General features: G+C 43.2%; 19 protein-coding genes. 5 read left to right on the forward strand and 14 right to left on the reverse strand.

What is annotated here, in order from left to right:
• Positions 1-148: 148 nt before the first annotated feature.
• Positions 149-1,552, reverse strand: a complete 1,404-nt coding sequence (locus R7O13_RS20860) for a methyl-accepting chemotaxis protein (RefSeq protein ID WP_017821867.1) — start codon at positions 1,550-1,552, stop codon at positions 149-151.
• A gap of 90 nt (positions 1,553-1,642) precedes the next feature.
• On the opposite strand from R7O13_RS20860, the gene yccX reads away from it, so the two are divergent.
• Positions 1,643-1,915: an acylphosphatase gene (gene yccX / locus R7O13_RS20865; RefSeq protein ID WP_149192327.1), complete on the forward strand. Its 273-nt coding sequence runs from the start codon at positions 1,643-1,645 to the stop codon at positions 1,913-1,915.
• A 2-nt stretch (positions 1,916-1,917) separates the two neighbouring features.
• Here yccX and R7O13_RS20870 read toward each other — a convergent pair whose 3' ends face one another.
• The gene (locus R7O13_RS20870) at positions 1,918-2,247 is read right to left on the reverse strand and encodes a TusE/DsrC/DsvC family sulfur relay protein (RefSeq protein ID WP_005377396.1); all 330 of its coding nucleotides are present in this window, start codon (positions 2,245-2,247) and stop codon (positions 1,918-1,920) included.
• 909 nt (positions 2,248-3,156) lie between these two features.
• Here R7O13_RS20870 and R7O13_RS20875 point away from each other — a divergent pair.
• Positions 3,157-3,531: a chromosome partitioning protein ParB gene (locus R7O13_RS20875; RefSeq protein ID WP_047102337.1), complete on the forward strand. Its 375-nt coding sequence runs from the start codon at positions 3,157-3,159 to the stop codon at positions 3,529-3,531.
• A gap of 76 nt (positions 3,532-3,607) precedes the next feature.
• Here R7O13_RS20875 and R7O13_RS20880 read toward each other — a convergent pair whose 3' ends face one another.
• The 6 genes from R7O13_RS20880 to R7O13_RS20905 all read right to left on the reverse strand — a co-directional run bounded on the left by R7O13_RS20880 (position 3,608) and on the right by R7O13_RS20905 (position 8,849).
• A complete protein-coding gene (locus R7O13_RS20880) occupies positions 3,608-4,276 on the reverse strand; it encodes a Bax inhibitor-1/YccA family protein (RefSeq protein WP_005494926.1) in 669 nt (222 codons plus the stop codon).
• 248 nt (positions 4,277-4,524) lie between these two features.
• On the reverse strand, positions 4,525-5,274 hold the full coding sequence (locus tag R7O13_RS20885; RefSeq protein ID WP_005377400.1) for an amino acid ABC transporter ATP-binding protein: 750 nt from the start codon (positions 5,272-5,274) through the stop codon (positions 4,525-4,527).
• Positions 5,275-5,297: 23 nt separating this feature from the next.
• Positions 5,298-6,395 (reverse strand): amino acid ABC transporter permease, encoded by a 1,098-nt coding sequence (locus R7O13_RS20890; protein ID WP_005389988.1) that lies wholly within the window; start codon positions 6,393-6,395, stop codon positions 5,298-5,300.
• Between the two features lies 1 nt (position 6,396).
• The gene (locus R7O13_RS20895) at positions 6,397-7,602 is read right to left on the reverse strand and encodes an amino acid ABC transporter permease (RefSeq protein ID WP_005377402.1); all 1,206 of its coding nucleotides are present in this window, start codon (positions 7,600-7,602) and stop codon (positions 6,397-6,399) included.
• A gap of 19 nt (positions 7,603-7,621) precedes the next feature.
• A complete protein-coding gene (locus tag R7O13_RS20900; RefSeq protein ID WP_256895753.1) occupies positions 7,622-7,747 on the reverse strand; it encodes a hypothetical protein in 126 nt (41 codons plus the stop codon).
• A gap of 73 nt (positions 7,748-7,820) precedes the next feature.
• Positions 7,821-8,849, reverse strand: coding sequence for an amino acid ABC transporter substrate-binding protein (locus tag R7O13_RS20905; RefSeq protein WP_005377403.1), 1,029 nt, complete (start codon positions 8,847-8,849; stop codon positions 7,821-7,823).
• A gap of 460 nt (positions 8,850-9,309) precedes the next feature.
• On the opposite strand from R7O13_RS20905, the gene R7O13_RS20910 reads away from it, so the two are divergent.
• The gene (locus R7O13_RS20910) at positions 9,310-10,230 is read left to right on the forward strand and encodes a bifunctional precorrin-2 dehydrogenase/sirohydrochlorin ferrochelatase (RefSeq protein ID WP_005390199.1); all 921 of its coding nucleotides are present in this window, start codon (positions 9,310-9,312) and stop codon (positions 10,228-10,230) included.
• A gap of 101 nt (positions 10,231-10,331) precedes the next feature.
• Here R7O13_RS20910 and R7O13_RS20915 read toward each other — a convergent pair whose 3' ends face one another.
• Positions 10,332-10,814: a YajQ family cyclic di-GMP-binding protein gene (locus tag R7O13_RS20915; protein WP_005377415.1), complete on the reverse strand. Its 483-nt coding sequence runs from the start codon at positions 10,812-10,814 to the stop codon at positions 10,332-10,334.
• A gap of 21 nt (positions 10,815-10,835) precedes the next feature.
• Positions 10,836-11,894 carry a 3-deoxy-7-phosphoheptulonate synthase gene (locus R7O13_RS20920; RefSeq protein WP_005377417.1) on the reverse strand — a complete coding sequence of 353 codons (1,059 nt, stop codon included), beginning with the start codon at positions 11,892-11,894 and terminating at the stop codon, positions 10,836-10,838.
• Between the two features lie 372 nt (positions 11,895-12,266).
• Here R7O13_RS20920 and R7O13_RS20925 point away from each other — a divergent pair, with 372 nt between their 5' ends.
• On the forward strand, positions 12,267-12,764 hold the full coding sequence (locus R7O13_RS20925) for a DUF4442 domain-containing protein (RefSeq protein ID WP_005377418.1): 498 nt from the start codon (positions 12,267-12,269) through the stop codon (positions 12,762-12,764).
• 33 nt (positions 12,765-12,797) lie between these two features.
• On the opposite strand, the gene R7O13_RS20930 is transcribed toward R7O13_RS20925, so the two are convergent.
• Positions 12,798-14,150 (reverse strand): hypothetical protein, encoded by a 1,353-nt coding sequence (locus R7O13_RS20930; RefSeq protein WP_053304486.1) that lies wholly within the window; start codon positions 14,148-14,150, stop codon positions 12,798-12,800.
• A gap of 192 nt (positions 14,151-14,342) precedes the next feature.
• On the opposite strand from R7O13_RS20930, the gene R7O13_RS20935 reads away from it, so the two are divergent.
• Positions 14,343-15,176 carry a S1 RNA-binding domain-containing protein gene (locus R7O13_RS20935; RefSeq protein WP_042523003.1) on the forward strand — a complete coding sequence of 278 codons (834 nt, stop codon included), beginning with the start codon at positions 14,343-14,345 and terminating at the stop codon, positions 15,174-15,176.
• 282 nt (positions 15,177-15,458) lie between these two features.
• Here the strand turns inward: R7O13_RS20935 and rsmF are convergent, their stop codons facing one another.
• The 3 genes from rsmF to R7O13_RS20950 all read right to left on the reverse strand — a co-directional run bounded on the left by rsmF (position 15,459) and on the right by R7O13_RS20950 (position 20,937).
• A complete protein-coding gene (gene rsmF / locus R7O13_RS20940) occupies positions 15,459-16,895 on the reverse strand; it encodes a 16S rRNA (cytosine(1407)-C(5))-methyltransferase RsmF (RefSeq protein ID WP_318304637.1) in 1,437 nt (478 codons plus the stop codon).
• 150 nt (positions 16,896-17,045) lie between these two features.
• Complete coding sequence (locus tag R7O13_RS20945) at positions 17,046-19,694, reverse strand: MlaD family protein (protein WP_318304639.1); 2,649 nt, start codon at positions 19,692-19,694, stop codon at positions 17,046-17,048.
• Positions 19,687-20,937: a paraquat-inducible protein A gene (locus R7O13_RS20950; RefSeq protein ID WP_005377429.1), complete on the reverse strand. Its 1,251-nt coding sequence runs from the start codon at positions 20,935-20,937 to the stop codon at positions 19,687-19,689. The genes R7O13_RS20945 and R7O13_RS20950 overlap by 8 nt, the downstream gene beginning before the upstream one ends.
• Between the last annotated feature and the right edge of the window lie 11 nt (positions 20,938-20,948).

Genomic DNA, 20,948 nt, shown 5'->3' on the forward strand with positions numbered 1-20,948 from the left:
GTTGAATTTTGAAAGGGGCGTATTGTCCGGGATGTGAATGGTAAAAGCAATATCCCTCGGCAATCCAGTACATTGTAGTGACTTTTAAATACAAAAAAGGTCACTAAAGTGACCCTTTTATTTGAATTTGCTGTAACAGATTCCGTTGCTATGCTTTAAGTCCAGTAAGTAGTGCTTCCATTGTGTCGCTTTGCTTACGCAGTTGATCAACGTTTTGTGAAGTCGTGCTTATCATATTGCACACGTTATCTGCTTGAACTCGAATTTCTTCAACGCTTGAGGCGATATTGTCCGCGACTACACCTTGCTCTTCAGCTGCTGTTGCAATTTGAATGCTACTGTCGGAGATAGTTTGATTTTTATCTGCCAAAGAGCCGATTTCGTGATTCACTTCCGTCATGAGGTTTTGTCCCTCATTTGCATTATTAACTGTCACTTCCATCAGCTTAGTAAGCGACTGGCTGTTACGCTGTAATGATTCAATCATCGTTTGGATTTCAACTGTCGCTTGCTGAGTGCGTCCCGCAAGAGCGCGAACCTCATCCGCAACGACCGCAAATCCACGACCTTGTTCTCCAGCACGTGCAGCTTCAATAGCCGCGTTCAGAGCAAGTAGGTTGGTTTGCTCGGAGATCCCATTGATGGTTGTCACGACTTCATCAATTTGTGCTGCATTGGCATCTAACTCGGCAACGGCTTGAGACGCAGATTGAATCTCATTAGAAAGGTTCGAAATCGAGTGAAGCGTATTCTCAACTTTCACTTGTCCAGACTGAGCCACGTTACGTGCATCATCGGTTTGCGTGCTTGAATCGTGAGCTAGTGTCGCGACTTCTCGAATCGTTGATGCCATCTGTTCAGTTGCACTCGCAAGAGAGTTGAGGTGTTCTTGCTGAGTCGCTGAAATATCTGAACTGTGATGAATCGATTGATTCAGATCTGAGCTAATTTGTTGCATTAAAGCCACAGACTCTTGAATCGACAGCACCATTTGTTGCTCTCGTTCTGCAACTTTGTCTATCGTAATAGCAATTTCACTAAACTCGTCGCGAACAGGGAAGAAGTTCATTCTCGCGGTTAAGTCGCCACCCGCAAGGGTGTTTAATGCTTTGTTCATCGTGAACATCGCGCCGCCAATAAACGTCATGATGTAGTAAACGCCAAGAGCGAGAATAAACAAGCTCACACAGATGATGCTCACTTGAGTCGTTGATAGGGCAGTCCATAAAGAAAGTTCATGGTTCGCAACCAAACTGTACGCACCATTTAAAACAGACACGGATTGCGAACCAGAGCCAATAGAAACGGTTTCTGAACCCGCTATGAGGCTTGCTACTTGAGATTGAGAAAGGTTGCCTGCCTCTATCAGACCTTTCATAAGCATGAGCTCTTCTTGGTACATACTTGAGATCAGTGTATTAGCCGCGCTATTAAGGACGAGAGTGAGAATGACTAAAGCAAGAAGAGGGAGAACGAAGAGCAAATAGAACTTTTCTTGAATCTTTAAGTGAATGAGATACTTATCAATCCAGCGGAATGGAATTTCTTTCATAATTATAATAACCGTGCAAAAACCCACTATCCTTAGTGGGGTGAATAGACGAAAAGAATATATCACTCAGTAAAAAGAAGCGGTACAAAGATGAACGTAAAGTGTGAGAGATTTATAGTAAAAGGTCATGTTCAAGGCGTGGGCTTTCGTTACCATACTTCCCATCAAGGATTGAAGCTAGGGTTAACAGGTTATGCGAAGAACCTAAACAATGGTGATGTTGAAGTGATGGCGTGTGGAACAGACGCGCAAATAGTTGCGTTTTCGGAATGGTTACAAAAAGGACCGCGAACGGCAACAGTAGAGCATGTGATGCAGGAACCTGCGTCGTATAAGCCGTTACGCGGTTTTAAAATTTTATGAATCTACAAGCATTTAGCTGGCTTTGGTAGGCCGGCTAATTTGGTTGCTTGTTTGGCTGGTCCCTTTTTAAACAGCTTGAATAGATACTTACTGTTACCTTTTTCCGGGCCGTGCGCTTTTTCCATCGCTTTCACAAGCATACGCACTGCAGGGGAGGTATTAAACTCTTCATAAAAGTCTCGCACAAAATGCACAACTTCCAAATGAGCATCCGTAAGCTCGATGTCTTCTTCTTTTGCTAAAAGCTCAATCATACCTTCTTCCCATTGAGTATGATCCAATAAGTAGCCTTGAGCATCCGTTTCAATTTCTTTGCCGTTGTAAACGAACATAACGTTTTATCCGTTAAGTAAACATGGATGTTTATAGATTAGCGACAGCCGAGAATGTTCTCAACAAAAGAATCTCGAAGTAGTGCCGAGCGAAGCAAAAGCGTACAAAGTAGTGGCCTATAACTGAATACTCTTAAATTATATTTTAAGCATAAATTTGTTTTTTTATTCGTGTTGTTAGAAAATTTTCGGGGTTGATATCGGTGGTTTTGCATTGTTATGCAATTCGCTTGGTGTGATTGATTTGTCAGTTATATTTATTGTTTTAGATAAGTCGATCACAACGAATATAAACTAGTTTTAAATCAAAAGAATAAATTGAAAAAAATCGTTATGTTCACCCATGCTTAACAACAACACGGAGCAATTCAGGAGTGTATGGAGTGGTCGAATCTTTTCGTTTCCATTGGATGGGCGGTACTGCAAGCATGTTTTAGCATTTTCTCTTTTCTATGTCTGACGGGATTTGTAAAACATAATCCTATAAAACCGAAGTATGCTTGGTTGCAGTACATCTATGGGCCGTTACTTTTTTTGACTTGGGGAGTCATGTTAGTGACACCGATGATGTCGGCCTACATATTTTTTAGCGTAGCTGGTAAATCAGTAGTCTGGTTGCCCGCGCTCAAGATGTTCGGTTATTGGTGGGTTGCGTTTGGAGTATTTTGCTTCTTGTCATCAGTCGATGAGCGATTGCGAAGTCGCGGTTTGAATTAAGACAAGTTATACCCTGAAATCAGTTTACAAACTGAGAGAGGTGATTTTAAAGCGCTCATACAGGCGATATAGCGATTGTTTGAGAATTAATAGCTTAAACGTTGTGTTTGTTTTCATAGACCGATATTCTCATTGGATTAATGAAAAGCCTGTATTCAGGTTAGAAACAACAATGATGACAAGGAGTTAGTCATGTCGAAACAACGTTACATTGAGATTAATGACAATGTAAAATCCACTTGGTCCATCGAGCGTATTTGGCAACTTGCAGAATCCTTACCTGTAGAAGAAATTGCGATTGATGATATAAAAGGCCCAAATGAAGTGACTTGGTTTAGTCATGAAGGGCCACGGCCAACCTGCCGTGAAATTGCAAAACATTGCCAACGAATCAACAATGCTGATTTGTCGTATCCGGTAATCTTAACCAGTGACTATCGTGTTTTTGACGGTATGCACCGAATCGCCAAGCAAATCATGTTAGGAGAGGAAACGATCAAAGTGAGACGTTTTAGAGAAAATCCAGAAGCTGACGAAGTTATCGAGTTGTCTGTAGAGCAGGCGTAATACACTGAATTGCACACAAAGAAAAAGCCCGAAGGAATTACCTTCGGGCTTTTTTATTCTACTTAACGAGAAACGATTAATCGTCGTTCATAATACCTAGAATGCTTAGTAGACTAGTGAACAAGTTAAGGATGTTTAGGTACATCGAAATTGTTGCACTGATGTAGTTTGTCTCTTCGCCACGAACGATACGACTTGTATCGAATAGGATGAAACCAGAGAACACGAGTGCAGAAACACTGCTGATTACTAGGTGAGCCATTGTTGAACCAACGAAGATGTTAATCAGCGCTGCAACGATCACAATGATCAAACCTGCCATCAGGAAGTTGCGCATGAAAGAGAAATCTTTCTTGCTTGAAATGGTGTAAGCCGATAGGCCAAGGAACACCATACCAGTCAAACCTAGAGCTTGAGCAATGATAGTAGGACCGTTTGGAATTGATGCGTAGTAGTTAAGCATTGGACCTAAAGCACCACCCATTAGAGTCGTGAAAACGAATGTCCAAACGATACCAGATGATGAGTTGATTGCCTTTGGCATAACAAAGAACAAAATACCAATCGCTGCAAGCTGCATCACAATTGCCATGATTGGTGAAATTTGCATTGCCATAGTCGCGACTGCTGCGATAGCACTGGTCATCAGTGTCATCGACAGTAGGAAGTAAGTGTTTTTCAGTACTTTGTTAGTTTCTAGTGTATTAGGAACACTTGTTGAACGAGTAAACATTGGACTGTTCATAATTATCCTCAATAAGGGAGTTTACTATTGGTACATTTATGGGGCTGAAAGTTCAAAAAATCAAGCCCTTTTCATGCATATCCTAGATAAAATGATAATGGAAATAAGATGTTATGTATTTGGCAACTTGTAACACAATATTACTGCCTAGCATAGCTATGTTGATTCTCACACAGATTTTTGAATTTAGTAACAAAAGCACTGGCTTCATAGAAACCAGTGCTTTTTTATGTCGATTCGGCTAAATCTTAGTGGTGTAAGATTTGCGCTAGGAAGTTTTGGGTCCTATCCGATTGAGGATTCTCAAAGAAGTCGACCGGGTTGTTTTCTTCGATGATCTCTCCTGCGTCCATGAATATCACGCGATCGGCAACCTCTTTAGCAAAGCCCATTTCATGTGTCACACAAAGCATAGTCATGCCTTCCTCGGCGAGTTCGACCATTACATCCAGTACTTCGCGAACCATTTCCGGGTCGAGTGCAGATGTTGGCTCATCAAAAAGCATGACTTTAGGGTTCATACACAAAGAGCGAGCAATCGCCACACGTTGTTGCTGACCACCAGACAACTGACCGGGATACTTCTCCGCTTGGTCTGGAATTTTTACACGTTCCAGATATTTCATCGCAACTGCTTCTGCCTCATCTTTTGGCATCTTCTTCACCCAGATAGGCGCGAGCGTACAGTTTTCCAGTACGGTTAAATGAGGGAAGAGATTAAAGTGTTGAAAGCACATGCCCACTTCTCGGCGCACTGCTTCAATGTTCTTTAAGTCTTCAGTTAATTCCGTACCAGAGACGTAAATGCTGCCTGCTTGGTGCTCTTCAAGACGGTTAATACAGCGAATCATCGTTGATTTTCCCGACCCTGATGGACCACAGATAACGATTTTCTCGCCGCGCTTAACGTCGAGGTTAATATTTTTTAGTACGTGAAACTCACCATACCATTTATTCATGTCCTTCAATTGGATCATGTAGTCTTGTTGTTGCGTCATAATACGTCCTTGATCTTGATGAGTTATCGTTTGTGACCGGTATGAAGTTTGTTTTCAAGCCATATCGAATAGCGTGACATGCCAAAACAAAACACCCAAAACACTAACGCGACAAATACATAACTTTCTGTAGCAAAGCCTAACCATTCAGGGTCGGTGTTTGCTGCTTGCCCTATACCGAGTACGTCAAACATACCAATGATGAGTACCAAACTGGTGTCTTTAAACAAACCGATGAAGGTGTTCACGATAGAAGGAATAGTAATCTTTAGCGCCTGTGGCAAGATAATCAGCCCAGTCTTTTTCCAGTAACTTAACCCAAGCGCATCAGCGGCTTCATATTGACCTTTCGGAATGGCTTGTAGACCACCGCGTACCACTTCTGCCATGTAAGCGGAGGCAAACATAACCACACCGATAAGGGCGCGAATCAGTTTATCTGTCTCTGAACCTTCAGACATAAATAATGGAAGCATAACCGAAGCCATGAACAAAACCGTAATCAGCGGAACGCCACGCCAAACTTCAATGTAGACGGTACAAATGCTGCGAATGATCGGCATCTCTGAACGTCTACCAAGCGCAAGCACCACACCAATTGGCAGTGAAACTACGATACCAACTAACGCAATAATGAGCGTAACGAGTAGTCCACCCCATTTGTGTGTATCGACCACTTCTAGTCCAAAGACACCACCGTATAACAGCCCAGCGATGATGAATGGGTAGATGTTTACGAAGAAAAGCCAAATCCACATCCGTTTCGGTGTCTTCTCATACGCGAGTAAAACAGTAAATATGGCCAATGTGATATAGAAAAGGCGAGGGCGCCATAGTTCGGACTCTGGATAAAAACCATACATGAACTGCTCCCAGCGCACGCTGATAAATACCCAGCAAGCACCATCTCGGCTACAGTCGTCACGCGTTGAGCCAATCCAGTCTGCGTTAATAAACGCCCAATCCACGATATACCATATTGCAGTTACGACAATATACGCAAGAATGACAGTAACAATGGAATTGATAGGGCCATTAAATAGATTTTTCCGCATCCAACCAACGAAGCCTACAGTATTGGCGGGTGGTGGGAGATCCGGTTGAAATTGATGAGTACTCATATTATCTCTCCACCAGCGCGACTTTACGGTTATACAAGTTCATTAATGCAGACGTAATCAGACTTAATGTCAAGTACACGCCCATCGTCATCGCAATGATCTCAATCGCTTGTCCCGTTTGGTTCAGGGTAGTACCAGCAAACACAGAGACAAGATCTGGGTAACCAATCGCCATCGCTAACGATGAGTTTTTGGTGAGGTTGAGATATTGACTGGTTAAAGGTGGAATAATAATTCGTAACGCTTGAGGAATGACAACAAGCTTTAAAGTTTTCGAGCGTGGTAAGCCTAGCGACATCGCTGCTTCGGTTTGACCATGGCTAACCGCATTAATACCAGAGCGCACAATCTCAGCAATGAAAGAAGCTGTATAAACACTCAATGCCAAAAGTAGCGCAGCCAATTCAGGAATAATGCTAATACCACCTCGGAAGTTAAACCCTTTTAGTTCAGGATAATTCAGTGAAATTGGCATACCAGCAAGGAAGTACACAACCAATGGAAGGCCAACAACTAAACCCAAAACTATTCTTCCCATTGGGGTTTGTTGCCCAGTGAGACGTTGCTTATTATTCGCCCATACATTAATTAATAAGCTTGCGATTACCCCGAAGATTAACGCGGCAATAACGTAGCTACTGCCAGGTTCCATAGTCGGTGCAGGGAAATATAAGCCACGAACGTTCAGGAAAATAGCTTCACCAAGACTTAAGCTTTGGCGTGGTGAGGGTAATGCTTGAAGAACAGCGAAATACCAGAAGAATATTTGCAGAAGAAGGGGGATATTTCGGAAAGTTTCGATATAAACTGCCGCTAAACGACTAACTAACCAGTTAGAAGAAAGGCGGGCAACCCCCATGGTAAAGCCAATCACAGTAGCCAGAATAATACCTAATACGGAGACTAACGCCGTATTAAGAAGGCCGATGATAAATGTTCTGCCGTAAGAGTACGTTTCATCGTATTCAATTAATGTTAACCCAATACCAAACCCGGCTTCTTGATTCAGAAAACCGAAGCCCGTTGCAATACCACGAGCATCTAAGTTATTGAGAGCGTTGTTTACAATCGTGTAAAAGAAAAATACCAGTGCAGCAATGGCAATGATCTGGAAAATAGCAGAACGAAAGGCAGGATTATAAATCAGGCTCTTGCTTCCGCTTGGTTTGGACATCGTACTTGGCGATGCATCTTGTGTCGGTTTCATACAGCGATAACCTCAAACCTTAGTTATAGATATCGGCCTGTATAACGAAGTTTCGTCCTTGCTGGCTAAAGAATAACTCTCTCATGTCTAGTGGCTTACGAACCTTTAAAGCCGTTCCACCAAGCGAGCGCTTTTCGCCATCCAATGAGCGATCCTTACTCATACAGTGAGATATAATCAAGAAAAAGGGCGGCATGAACCGCCCTGATTAACTCTTTCTATCGGATTGGTGGCGCGTACATAAAGCCGCCTGCATTCCATAGCGCATTAACGCCACGAGAGATTTCTAACGGCGAACCAGTACCGACTGTACGTTCGAAGCTTTCACCATAATTACCAACTTGTTTGATAACTTGGTAGCCCCAATCGTCACGAATACCCAAACCTTTGCCTTTAGGGCCATCAACACCGAGGATACGTTTGATGTTTGGATCTGTTGACTTCAGCATTTCATCCGCATTCTTCGAACTAATACCGTATTCTTCAGCGTTAATCATCGCAGACAATGTCCACTTAGCGATGTTAAACCATTGATCATCGCCTTGACGAACGACTGGACCTAGTGGCTCTTTAGAGATGATTTCTGGAAGAACGGCCGCAGAGGACGGATCTTTCAAATTCAAACGCAGTGCATAAAGGCCAGATTGGTCAGTTGTTAATACGTCACAGCGTCCCGCATCAAAACCTTTCGAAGTTTGCGCAGCTGTGTCGAATACCACTGGTTTGTACGCCATGCCTTGGTTGCGGAAATAATCTGCAAGGTTTAGCTCAGTTGTTGTACCTGATTGAACACATACCGACGCACCATCAAGCTCTTTAGCACTTGATATACCAAGTTCCTTCTTCACCATAAAGCCTTGACCGTCGTAGTAGTTCACACCTACAAAGTTTAGGCCCAGTGCAGTGTCACGGTGGAGAGTCCAGGTCGTGTTACGGGAAAGCACATCAATCTCACCAGATTGAAGCGCAGTGAAACGTTCTTTTGCGGTTAGGGGTACATATTTAACTTTAGTTTTATCCCCAAGAACGGCTGCAGCCAGTGCTTGGCAATATTCTACGTCGATACCTTCCCATTCGCCTTTTGAGTTAGGGTTAGAGAAACCAGGTAGACCGGTACTTACGCCACAAGTAAGAAAGCCTTGTTTTGTGACTTTGTCCAGAGTAGTGTCTGCTGCTTGAGCTGATGTTGCCATCATCGCAGTAGAAGCCGCTACGACGGAAGCAAGAACTGTGAGTTTATTTGCCATTTGTATCCTTCCTGTATGATCCATGTTTAATCAGGAGTGACCTGAAATAACGTGTCCAATTCGTTAGAGTTATCGTCCTACGTGATTGATTTTCGAAGAAACGGCATTCGATAGATCAACCAGTTATAAGCGTAGGAAAGGATCTGTTAATTCTCAAATATATAATTTAAATGAAGTTTTGAGAGAACTTACAAAGTGCCTTGAGATTTAGAATGACGAAATGTTAATTGTTTGTAAATAGTGCAATTCATGGACAATTTGGTGCATCAGAACAATCAATAGAAGAGTGAACAATACAAAAGAATAAAAAGTTGTTATTAAAACTGTCATTAGCTGAGCAAGGTGAAGTTCAGTAAAAATTCAAACAAAAATTATTTGTGATACCGAAACAGGGTGATGAGCTTGCCCCATTTTTGGTAGCATGGTCTACAACAGCTAATTAGAGTAATCATGGATTGAAATGCGATATTTTCCTCTGTTCTTAGATTTAATTAATAAACCCGTTCTCGTCGTGGGTGGCGGTGAGGTGGCAAGCCGAAAGGTGGAAGCGTTGCTAAAGGCTGGGGCGGATGTGACTATCGTTTCTCCGACGTTGGTTGATTTTCTGTCTAAGCTTGCTTCTGAGCATCAACTGCGCTGGGTACAACGTTTCTATTCGAGTGACATTGTCACTAAAAGCTTTGTTCAAGTGTGGGCGACGACAGACAATCCTGAGCTAAATCACCAAGTGTACAAAGATGCTAAAGAGCTAGGCATCTTGGTTAACGTTGTGGATGATAAGCCTTACTGTGATTTCATCACGCCGTCAATGATTAATCGTGGCCGCATCCAAATCGCTATCTCTAGTGGTGGAGCTTCGCCAGTTTTAATTCGAAACATCCGTGAAAAGCTTGAATCGATACTGCCACAAAACATGGGGTTGATGGCGGATTTTGCTAACTCAAAGCGAAACTCAATTAAAGAGGCATTGCCTAGCGTCGATTTACGCCGTAAGTTTTGGGAGCAATTCTTCTCGAATCCCGAGGTTGAAAACGCACGAGATAATCGAGAGTTAGAAGCAATTTACCAAGCGACCATGGCAACACCTTTAGATGAAAAGGGAAGTTGTACTTGGGTTCATGTTGGGAAAGATGTTGAGATGTTGCCAATAAAAGCCGTACGCTATATGCAACAAGCGGAGCTGGCTCTGTACTCAACTCGATGTGAAGCGAATGTGTTAGAACTAATACGAAGAGATGCAGAAAGAGAAGCTTTCTCGAGCGCTGCTGAGCTTTCGGATATGCTGGCTAAGGCTAAAGCTGAAAAGCTTCGAATTTGCGTGTTCATACCACAAGGAACGAGCGAATTCGTATTGCTGCAAGGGCAGGACTTAGTTATCTAGCAATGCCAAATGCTAAAGTGGATACGTAGTTCGTTACACTAAAGCCAATAAAAAACGCCAGCGGATTATGCGCTGGCGTTTTTATTTACTTCTCAGATTGATTAATCACGGAAGTTGTTAAACTGGAATGGGATACCCATCTCTGCTTCACGAATCGCTGCCATTGTCGCTTGCAGGTCGTCGCGTTTCTTACCAGTAACACGTACTTTGTCGCCTTGAATAGAGGCTTGTACTTTTAACTTTGCGTCTTTGATAAGTTTCACTACTTTTTTCGCCGTTGGAGTATCAATACCTTGGCGGAAAAGCAGAGTTTGGTGCCAGTTTTTACCAGTAACGTCTGGGTCTTGTGCATCCATTGCGTTCGCGTCAATGTTACGCTTCGCTAAGTGGCCGCGTAAAATGTCGCGCATTTGCTTAAGTTGGAAGTCACCTTCCGCAGACATTTTTACGTTTTCTTCTACTAGCTCAAAGCTCGCATTTACGTTGCGGAAATCGAAACGAGTAGACAATTCACGGTTAGCGTTATCAACGGCGTTACGTAGTTCAACCGTATCGATTTCAGAAACAATATCAAACGATGGCATGAAGATTCCTTGATTATTTTGTTATAGGGACTTTCGGGACTTAACAGCGCTTGCCAGCATATCTAGCATTGTAGCAGTGTCTTCCCAACCTAGGCATGGATCTGTAATAGACTGACCATACGTTAGGTTATTGATGTCAGTCATTGGCTGATTGCCTTCAAGAATAAAGCTTTCAGCCATGATACCCGCAATACGAGTGCTGCCTGACTTAATTTGGTTACAAATGTCCTGAGCTACGTCGATTTGTTTTCTGTGTTGCTTCTGACAGTTTGCATGGCTGAAATCCACAACCAAACGTTGTGGCAATCCAAACTCAGCTAAAGCATCACATGCTTGTTTGACTGATGCTTCATCAAAGTTAGGGCCTTTTTCTCCACCGCGCAGAATAATATGACCGTAAGGGTTACCACTTGTGCGGTAAACCGTCATTCGACCGTTCTTATCTGGCGAGTAGAAGTAATGCGATGCTTTCGATGCGCGAATTGCATCAATTGCAATTTTTACGTTGCCATTTGTGCCATTTTTGAAACCAACTGGGCAAGATAGTGCCGACGCCATTTCACGGTGAATTTGTGATTCCGTTGTGCGAGCACCAATCGCGCCCCAAGTGATCAAATCCGCGATGTATTGGCCAGTGATCATATCAAGAAACTCAGTAGCAGTCGCAAGACCAAGCTTGTTGATATCCAGTAGTAGTTTACGAGCTTTATGAAGACCAGCTTCAAGTGCGTAAGAACCATCTAGGTTAGGGTCCGTAATCAAACCTTTCCAACCAACTACTGTACGAGGCTTTTCAAAGTAAGTACGCATCACGATAAACAGTTCGTCTTTGTACTTGTCTTGGATTTCACTCAGGCGAGTGGCGTAATCAATGGCAGCTTCAGTGTCGTGAACAGAACACGGACCTACAATCGCAAGAAGGCGATTGTCTTCACCCGATAAAATGTTTTCAATCTGACGACGAGATTGAGCGATACGGTCTGCAACGTCATCCGTAATAGGATGTACACTACCTAGCTCTGCTGGGGTAGGCATTGGACCCAAAGGCTGGGTTCTCAATTCATCTGTTTTTATAGGCATGTTATAGCTTTATTCTCTATTGCGAAGGGGTAAAGATAACGGAATTACAGGCAGGAATAAACCGTTTCACGGGAATCTTCGCCAGGAAATACCGAATTGTATACAAAGGTGTAGGTATTCATTTAAATGACTTATGTATAAATGACAAAACTTGATCATTAAATCAATATATATACATTTGAATTTATAACCATTTTATCTATCTCGCTGTAAGGTAATCTAAGTAACTGCGATAAACTTCATACCTTACGGGTGACGCCGTCACTTTATGAGGGTTAAATAACTCGTGAGATCGAGCCTTTGTTAACATTTCTTTGACATCTATTTCTTTCGTTGATTAACTGGTCTGACTAGATTGGTAAGGAGACCAAAATGTTATCAGCTCTACGTCGTGCGAATTTGTATCTAAATCTGTTTGGCTTTTCGAAAGTGCCGCTGATTTGGCTTTGCCACCCTAAAATCATTGCGATAGATAGCAAGCATGTTGAGGTTCGTATCCCATTGCGCAGAAGAACGAAGAACCACCTGAATAGCATGTATTTCGGCGCTTTAGCCGTTGGCGCTGATGTTGCTGGTGGTTTTCTTGCTATGAGTAAAGCGCAAGAAAAGGGAGAAGCGATCTCGCTAGCATTTAAAGGTGTGAAAGCCGAGTTTTTAAAGCGCCCGGAAGCCGATGTGCACTTTGTTTGTAACGATGGTCATGTCATTGATGAGATGCTCGAGCACACCTTGGCAACGGGTGAACGAGTAAATCGTGACGTAAAAATTGTCGCGCTGTGTCCTAACTTACATGGTGACGAGCCAATGGCTGAATTCTCGCTTACTCTTTCGATAAAAAAAGCAGCCCAACAAAGAAAAGAGGCTGCTTAGTGGTTTGTGGCTCGTTTGTTTAAAGGCGTTGGCTTAATTGAGTTCAATCTTCTCGATAGAGACGATTTTGGAGCGATTTAAGACCACTTTCCAGCGGTAATAAACAGGCTCATCGGTGTGGTTGTCCTCTTTGACAATCACATTGAGCAAATGACGTTTCTCTACTGACTCTTTGGTTACTTGACCTTCATTTAAACGGTAAACTCGGTTTGAGCTTTTATCCATCAAGCGGATGATAGGGCGCAAACTGATGTTCAACGTTTCTCTCGTTTGTTCGTAACCACTCAAGAAAAGAGAGGTCGCCATTTCGGTTTTCTCGTGATAATGAAGAATCTGCTCTTCACGTTGCACGACGCGCTTTTTACGTATTCTTTGAATCTTATCCGGCAAGCTACTTAAGGTACGATAATCGAGCCACTCCAATTTTTTGCCAACCACTTTTTTCGTCGTTGGATCAACATACTTCTTACGCCATTTTGGCTTGCCTTTACGGATCCATCGCCACATGGCATCGCGTAAATCATCTTTAAAGATTTCTCGTAAAGCGTAAATAAAAGACATCGCGATAATGAATGAGGCAGAAATTTCCCCCAGATAATCGCGAGCGAGAATCACGGTTGAGGTCACGACAACCATCACTAAACCGGTTGCAATACCTTTGATAGCGCGCTTAATGTTGTTACCCATCGATATGGTTTCTTCACGAAGCACGATAGGGTGTTCAATCAATCGCCTTAGCAAGCGCATTTTGTTAGATAGGCGAGTAACGTCTTCAACGACTCTTGATGAGTTGTATTTGTTGAGTTTACGATGGGCTTGCTCTTTCTCACATAGCGTGATCAGACGCTTTTTGATCGTGCCATAGTCGCCTTCACGTGGTAGATGGGCCACCAGTGACAGGAACTTTTGCTCGGTATACCAAGACAGATAGTTATCGATGTTAACGTAGTAGCGTTTTAAGTTCTCTTCATAAGGAATAGAACGCCGCAAGCGCTTTAAGATCTCAAGCGTGAGCTCGATAACTTCGTCCACTTCCTCTTCCGTTACGGAGTTGTTCTCATGCTTGTTTAAACTTGCTACCGCTTTGTCTAGCGCGATAACGTATTGGTAAGCGAACAAACTCAAACTTACTCGGTATTGCTGATTCGACAGGCGTCCACGTTTGGCAAGTCGACTGTGTACTAGCGGAAGAAGGATTTCAGTACTGTAATAAGATCGTTGCTGTGTGATTGAGGTGTAATAAAATTCGGATTCACTGATGATATCGGCGTTTAAACCAAGCTCACCAGGTATAAAAAAGTAAATATCTAGGTCGACACTTTTGCTCTTTGCGAGTGCATGACTGATTTTTAATGTTATTGAGTCTTGTTTATCGACGGTGACCAAAGAAAGCTCCTGACTTTGCTAAAGCATTCTTAACTTATGCGTTCCGTTGAGCAGGTAAGTATAAGAGTACTAAAAGAGTGACTGGGGCATATAGCTGAACGACAACAGCATAACAGAGCACTATGCTTTTCTCTCTGATTTTCTTGTTAGTTTAGGTATAATTCCACGTAAATTTAAAAAGAGACAAAATCAATGATTAAAATTGGTCAAATTAACAGCTTAGAAGTCATTAAAAAGGCTGATTTTGGCGTATTTCTGGATGGCGATGATTACGGTTCTGTTCTACTACCTAGTAAGTATGTACCAGAGGGTACTGAAATTGGTGAGCATGTAGACGTATTTCTGTACTTCGATTCAGAAAGCCAACTTGCTGCGACCATTGAAAGACCAATTGCCCAAGTGGGTGAATGGGGTTTAATGAAGATTGAGGGTGTGAATGCGACAGGTGCTTTTGTAAATTGGGGCATCAAAGAGAAGGACTTACTGATTCCTTTTAGTGAGCAACGCACTCGCTTCTCTGCCGGACAAACCATTTTAGTGTATGTTTATACCGACAAAGCGTCAGGTCGCATTGTTGGTACGACTAAGTTCAATAAATGGTTAGATAAAACTCCAGCGAATTATGAAGTTAACGAACAAGTTGATTTGATCATCGCAGAGCGTAGTCAACTTGGTTATAAAGCTATCGTTAACGGTAAGCATTGGGGCATGATTTTCCCATCGGATGTTTTTGGTAAGCTTTACATCGGTAAAAAGCTGAAAGGCTTTATTAAGCACATTCGTGAAGATGGCAAAATCGACCTTGCTCTACAAAAAGTCGGTGTGGCGAAAATGGACGATCTTTCTAGTAAGATCCTTGACTTGCTAGAGAAGAAAGGCGGATTTTTGCCTTTGAATGACAAGTCTTCTCCTGAAGCGATTTTTGATGCTTTCCGCACAAGTAAAGGGACTTATAAAAAGACCATCGGTGGCTTATACAAGCAGGGTAAAATTGTCATTGAGAAAGACGGTATTCGTATAGCGTAGTCCAAACTCACGTATAGTGGAACTACAGCCAAAAAAACGGCCCAAACTTTTCCTTTTTTTGGGCCTAGGGGAAACGGCTCCGCAGAGCCTGCGCTAAACTTGTCCAACAATAATTTTGTTGGTGAACATAGAGAGAAATGCCACATCAAAGCATTACTTTGATACAACTAGTTTAGTACAGCGTGTCCGGATCGCTAGCGAGCCCACTGCTTTCATACTTACGAATTAAAAAGCCATCGCAAATACGATGGCTTTTCATTTATTTATGGTTCGTTACGTCTTTTAAAATAAGTTCTTATCTCGTACTAATTCGCGAGGGAGACCATTCTTTATTCGGTTGCTTACCCACTTGCCAAGGCCAATAACTGCGCCTTGATAGGTGACAAGCACTTCGCCTTTACCTGTTTTCATTCCCTCAGGAATGGTTTGTGGGCGAACATCACGCCCCATGTACCATTCGCGCGCTTCTTCAATACTGAGTTCAATGGCGTTGCTTTCAGAACCTGTCGCCAGGGCAGTCGCGACTTGGTGTTGCCAACGGTAGCCATTTTTATGGGCTTCCGCGATCTTTATACCCATACGGGAGAAGCGTAATTCGCCGATCATCGCTTCTAAAGCATTAGGGAATAACCAGACATCTTTATCGCGAAGCCATACAGAACTGTCATTTGGAAGTTTAATACCTAACGCGCTTTGGAGTTGTTGAGCAATTTCTGTCGATTCTTTTTTTGAAGTTTTAGCAAAGGGGAATTTCCCCATGCGCTTTTTGACTTTTGGCGCCTCAACAGCAGCCTGTTTGCGAATTCTTGCAACAAAGAACCCTTCACAGTCGTAGACCTGCGGGAAAATATGCAAAAAGCCTTCTTCAGTTAGAGCTGCCTCTGTGTTTTCAAACAAGTTCTCAAGGCTTTCAAACTCTACAGCATCCCCAAAGGTTTCTTTCAAGTGTTGACAAACTTGTTGGTTTTCTTCTGTACTGAGCGTACATGTTGAGTAAACCATCACACCACCGGGCTTTAATGCATGGAAGGCGCTTTCAATAAGATCTTTCTGTGTGTCAGCGATGTCGAGTACGGAAGCTTGCGTCCAGTTTTTCATCGCATCTTCGTCTTTGCGAACGGTGCCTTCTCCAGAGCAAGGCGCGTCGAGCAAAACCGCATCAAATTGTTCTGGTAGCCAACCGCCAAAAACGCGTCCATCGAAGTTACTTAGTGCGGCGTTACGTACCCCACAACGTTCCACATTAGCGTGCAGTACTTTTACACGACTTGCGGCGTATTCATTGGCCACAAGTACACCTTCGTTGTTCATTAAAGCTGCAATTTGAGTGGTTTTTGAGCCTGGAGCGGCTGCGGTATCTAACACGGCATCGTAAGATTCATCATTCATAAACAGAGCAGATACCGGCATCATCGAACTGGCTTCTTGAATGTAGAATAAGCCAGACATGTGTTCTGCTGTGTTGCCTAATGGTACAACTGACTCATCCGCTTCAATCCAAAAACCTGTGTCACACCAAGGCACAGGAGAAAGCTTCCAGCCTTTTGTTTCTGCTCGTTCTAGAAACGCTTCAACACTGATCTTCAACGTATTAACTCGAATACTTTTGCGCAGTGGCTTTTGGCACGAAGCGATAAAGTCTTCCATGTTGAGGTGAGCAGGAAGGATGGTTTGGATTTTTTCCAGAAACGCGTCTGGGATGTAAACATTAGGATGCAATGTGGGATCTCGTTTGCAGAATTTGTGGCAAATAATATACGAAAGCGAAGCAGAAACGAATAGTGACAAGGGCCGAGCAATAAAAAAGAGCAGCGATTGCTGCTCTTTTAAAGTGATCAAACTTCAATTGTACGTGAATTGAGCTTTATTCTACGGCTTAGGAATCGCTGTACGCCATTGAGTCCAACCTTCTTCAGCTTGTGGATACAAAAAGAAAGATTGCCCATTCTTTGCCGCTGGTGGAATAGTCGATTGCTCTGGCGTTGAAAACGCAATTCCTCCGCGAACTAAACTATCAAAGGTTCCCGCTTTGATGTTAGCGCCGGTAAGCCCGATGGAAACATCTACTCCTGAAACATTCCAGAACACACTGTTTTGACGAACGAGGTAAGCATATTCAGGCTGTATTTTGATAGTCGTGACGATGCGATCAGCAAATTCTCCTAGGCTTACGTCGGTCACTTGGCCAACTTCCATCTGGCGGTAAAGGATAGGGGTACCGACTTGTACTGAGCCTCTTTGTTCACTTTGTAACGTAAACATGATTCCATGCACGCGTTCTGAACTATTTTCTAATTGAAAATCAAATTTAGCTTTACCTTTACCTGGTTCAACACTGATGGATTTCGAAACCAACGCCCCGAGGTTTTTAACGCCACCTAAACCAATTTCTGGTTCAGTTAGCCAAAAATGTGAGCCTTCAACCGCAATGTTTTCTACGTATTCAGGTAGGATTCTTGCAGTGACTTCAACCATGTTACGACGAAAATTCGGTACAACCAGAGTGATTTCACCAACTTTAACACCTTGAAATTCAATCGGCATTCCTTTAGCAATCTCTTGCGAACCGTCGGTTTCTAAAGCAATGACGCGCCCAAACTTGCGAGCGGTTTTTTGATCAGAATACAGCTTCCAGTTTTCTCCGATTTTGTTTTCAACGCCTGGCACGGAGTCAAAAGCGATGCCACCTTCGATTAACGACTTCAAAGGGTGTGCTTTCACACTGACGCCAGCTAATGATGCATCTATCTCAATCCCTGAACGATTCCAAAAAACGGTTTGTGGCGTTACAAGATAAGCGAAGCGGTTTTCGATAGTAGCCTTAATTAGTACTCCGCCATCAACTAGTTGGAAATCGGAGACGTTACCAACTGGAAGATTACGATAGAGTAGAGGACTGCCTTTGGAAATCGGCGGCAATTCAGAAGCAAATAGTGTTAGCGGCCTAGAGCCACTTTGATTGTACTGCGCCAATTCAGCCAATGATTCATTTTGGAACAGTTGATACTCTTTTTGAATATCCTGCTTGCCTTCGCTCACAAAACTAATTGACCCGGTTAACAACTGCTTTGCTGGAGGAACGGTAACGCTGAGTCCGGATTCAGTTAACTCTGCTGATGCACTGCCGGTTACATAAAAACGATTGTTTGATTTGATCAGATGTTTGTATTCATGGTCAATCAATACATCCATAAATACTTCGTGTTGTGATTTTTTATCTTCCTTAACTAGGCCCACTTTGATGATTGAACCAACAACGATGCCTTTATAAAGTACATTGGCACCGCTATCTAGGCCAAACGAATTGTCGGACACCAACCGAATCGCGATGGACTTTTCTTGCTGTTGGTTAAACACGTTTTTACGAATGGCAGTAAAGCGGCGAGAGCGTTCACCCGCGCCCGGCACGATCGTTAAGAAGTTTCCTCGCACTAAATTAGCAATGTTTTCAACACCAGAAAGGGACACTTTTGCTTCTTCTAAAACAAATCGAGTGCCTGTCGTCAGCATGTCACTAAAAGCGGGTTGAATTGCCGCTGACGCCAATATCACTTCTCGACCTTCGGAAAGGCTCAAGTCCGTAACTTGGCCAATTTCGATTCCGCGATACATAATTGGAGCGCCTTCTCCGCTTATCTTGCTGTCATCAGGTAGGACGATTTTAACCGCGATGCCTCGACCAGCAGTTTTCAAATCTTTATACAAACGGAACTCGGTGTTCTCTTCTACAGGCTCACCATCATCCGGAGAGTCGACGGCGATGGCGCCACCTAGTAAGGCACTCATGCTTTCTAGTCTTACATCGACACCTTCAAAACCGATGCTGGCACCAATTCCACTGACGTTCCAGAATCGACTGCGGTTGTTAATGATATGTCGGTATTGATCCTGAATGTTGGCTTGAATAGTGATAGATTTTGCATCTTCATCTAGCTGGTAACTGTACACTTCACCGATTGGGATTTTCCTATAAACAATTTGAGAGCCAACCGATACACCACCTAAATCACGGCTTTTGAGCTTAATATTCAAACCTTGAGAAACGCGTAAATCTGTTGGGGCAGAGTCTAACGCATGGAATGTTGTCTCAAACTCTTGACCATCTCCGGGTTGAATCGAGATGTAGTTACCTGAGACGAGCGCATCCAGTCCGGAAACTCCCGTTAGGCTAGCTGTTGGTTTTACTAACCAAAAGCGTGTTTTATCGTTCAGTAACTTTGCAGCTTCAGGATAGATATCAGCATCGACATAAATACTGCCGAGATCTTCGGTGAGGTTAATGTCTCTTACCATGCCGACTTCTAATCCTTGGTAACGGATAGTGGTTCGGCCGGCGACCAGACCAGCGGCATCAGAAAAATAGATTTGCACTCGTTGTCCTGCATCGTGTATCGACTTCACCACAAGCCAGCCAGCTAAGACCATGGTCAAAATTGGCAACAGCCAAAGAGGAGATATGCCTTTACTCCGCTTTACATCTGGTACGTATGACGTTTGAGAACTGTTCTGATCACTCATTCATTGACTCTTTTTCTGATTGTTTTGGGCTTGTTTGGTCCCAGATTAGCCTTGGATCAATACTTTCTGCTGCAAGCATGGTCAATACAACGACAACACCAAATGCTACCGCGCCATATCCTGGTGTGAAATCCAGTATCTGACCACGATCGACTAACGTCATCATGATAGAAATAACAAACAAATCCATCACAGACCATTTACCGATCCATTTAACAACAAAGTAAACCATCATTCGTTGTCTCTTAAACACCGAACGTTTGAATTGGATGCAAAGCATGATGTAGGCGAGCCCAAGTATTTTAATCACCGGGACAACGATACTGGCAACAAAAATGATTGCAGCGATTCCATACATGCCGCTTTTTACCAAACCAGCCACGCCTGAAAAAATAGTGTCCTCCAAACGCTTACCATTGGTAAGCAAGATGGAAATAGGGATCAGGTTAGCAGGGAAGATGGCGACCGTTGCTGCGATGAGGTAAGCCCATGTTTTCTGAATGGAGTTTGGCTTGCGATGATATAACTCGTGATGACAACGCTGGCAATGGTCACCTTCTGGTTGGGACAAGTGGCATTCATGGCAATGCACATCTTTATGCTCAAAAGCATATAAACTTTCTGGTTTCCAAGCTTCCCAATAACGACGCACGCTGATTCTTGAAACTAACAAAACGGTAAATATCTGCAAAAGAACCAGACCAATTAACCCTGGACCGACGAAAATGTCGGAATAATCTTGGAGTTTAAAACAGGAAATAGCGATGCTAACTAAGAACACATCTAACATAACCCAATGCTTCAAATGTTGAATTAGCCACAGTGAGATACGAAGCCCACGGAACCATCGTTGATGTAAAGAAATATGCGCCGTTACCACTGAAACACAAACCGTCAGTGGCGCAAGAGAGCTACAAAATAGAATGAGCAATGAAAGAAGAACAAATCCTTCTTCCATCAATGTGATCATCCCTGAAGGCAGGGTTGCCGGAATCATCACACCAAAGAGTCGGATGCTAATAAAGTTAAAAAAGTGCGATGGAATAAATAGTAGGATGCAGGTTATCGCGACGGCTAGATTACCAGAGAGACTAGGGCTACCTCCGCGATATAATTGTGTACCACAACGAGGGCAGTGTGCATTTTTGCCATGGGGTAAGTCGACGATGTCGACAGGCAATTCACAACCTTGGCACAGACGTACGTTATTGGGTTGCATGGCGTGCTTAGACAGAGAGGTCATAACGACCTCTC

It is taken from the genome of Vibrio sp. Y176, assembly GCF_033438945.1.

Bases quoted from the DNA above. Each gene is read 5' to 3' on its own strand.
- R7O13_RS20915 (WP_005377415.1), bottom strand. From the start codon at position 10,814: ATGCCATCGTTTGATATTGTTTCTGAAATCGATACGGTTGAACTACGT.
- R7O13_RS20950 (WP_005377429.1), bottom strand. From the start codon at position 20,937: ATGACCTCTCTGTCTAAGCACGCCATGCAACCCAATAACGTACGTCTG.
- R7O13_RS20910 (WP_005390199.1), top strand. From the start codon at position 9,310: ATGCGATATTTTCCTCTGTTCTTAGATTTAATTAATAAACCCGTTCTC.
- R7O13_RS20935 (WP_042523003.1), top strand. From the start codon at position 14,343: ATGATTAAAATTGGTCAAATTAACAGCTTAGAAGTCATTAAAAAGGCT.
- R7O13_RS20885 (WP_005377400.1), bottom strand. From the start codon at position 5,274: ATGACGCAACAACAAGACTACATGATCCAATTGAAGGACATGAATAAA.
- R7O13_RS20920 (WP_005377417.1), bottom strand. From the start codon at position 11,894: ATGCCTATAAAAACAGATGAATTGAGAACCCAGCCTTTGGGTCCAATG.
- R7O13_RS20875 (WP_047102337.1), top strand. From the start codon at position 3,157: ATGTCGAAACAACGTTACATTGAGATTAATGACAATGTAAAATCCACT.
- R7O13_RS20870 (WP_005377396.1), bottom strand. From the start codon at position 2,247: ATGTTCGTTTACAACGGCAAAGAAATTGAAACGGATGCTCAAGGCTAC.
- yccX (WP_149192327.1), top strand. From the start codon at position 1,643: ATGAACGTAAAGTGTGAGAGATTTATAGTAAAAGGTCATGTTCAAGGC.
- R7O13_RS20945 (WP_318304639.1), bottom strand. From the start codon at position 19,694: ATGAGTGATCAGAACAGTTCTCAAACGTCATACGTACCAGATGTAAAG.
- R7O13_RS20890 (WP_005389988.1), bottom strand. From the start codon at position 6,395: ATGAGTACTCATCAATTTCAACCGGATCTCCCACCACCCGCCAATACT.
- R7O13_RS20895 (WP_005377402.1), bottom strand. From the start codon at position 7,602: ATGAAACCGACACAAGATGCATCGCCAAGTACGATGTCCAAACCAAGC.
- R7O13_RS20860 (WP_017821867.1), bottom strand. From the start codon at position 1,552: ATGAAAGAAATTCCATTCCGCTGGATTGATAAGTATCTCATTCACTTA.
- R7O13_RS20925 (WP_005377418.1), top strand. From the start codon at position 12,267: ATGTTATCAGCTCTACGTCGTGCGAATTTGTATCTAAATCTGTTTGGC.
- R7O13_RS20905 (WP_005377403.1), bottom strand. From the start codon at position 8,849: ATGGCAAATAAACTCACAGTTCTTGCTTCCGTCGTAGCGGCTTCTACT.
- R7O13_RS20880 (WP_005494926.1), bottom strand. From the start codon at position 4,276: ATGAACAGTCCAATGTTTACTCGTTCAACAAGTGTTCCTAATACACTA.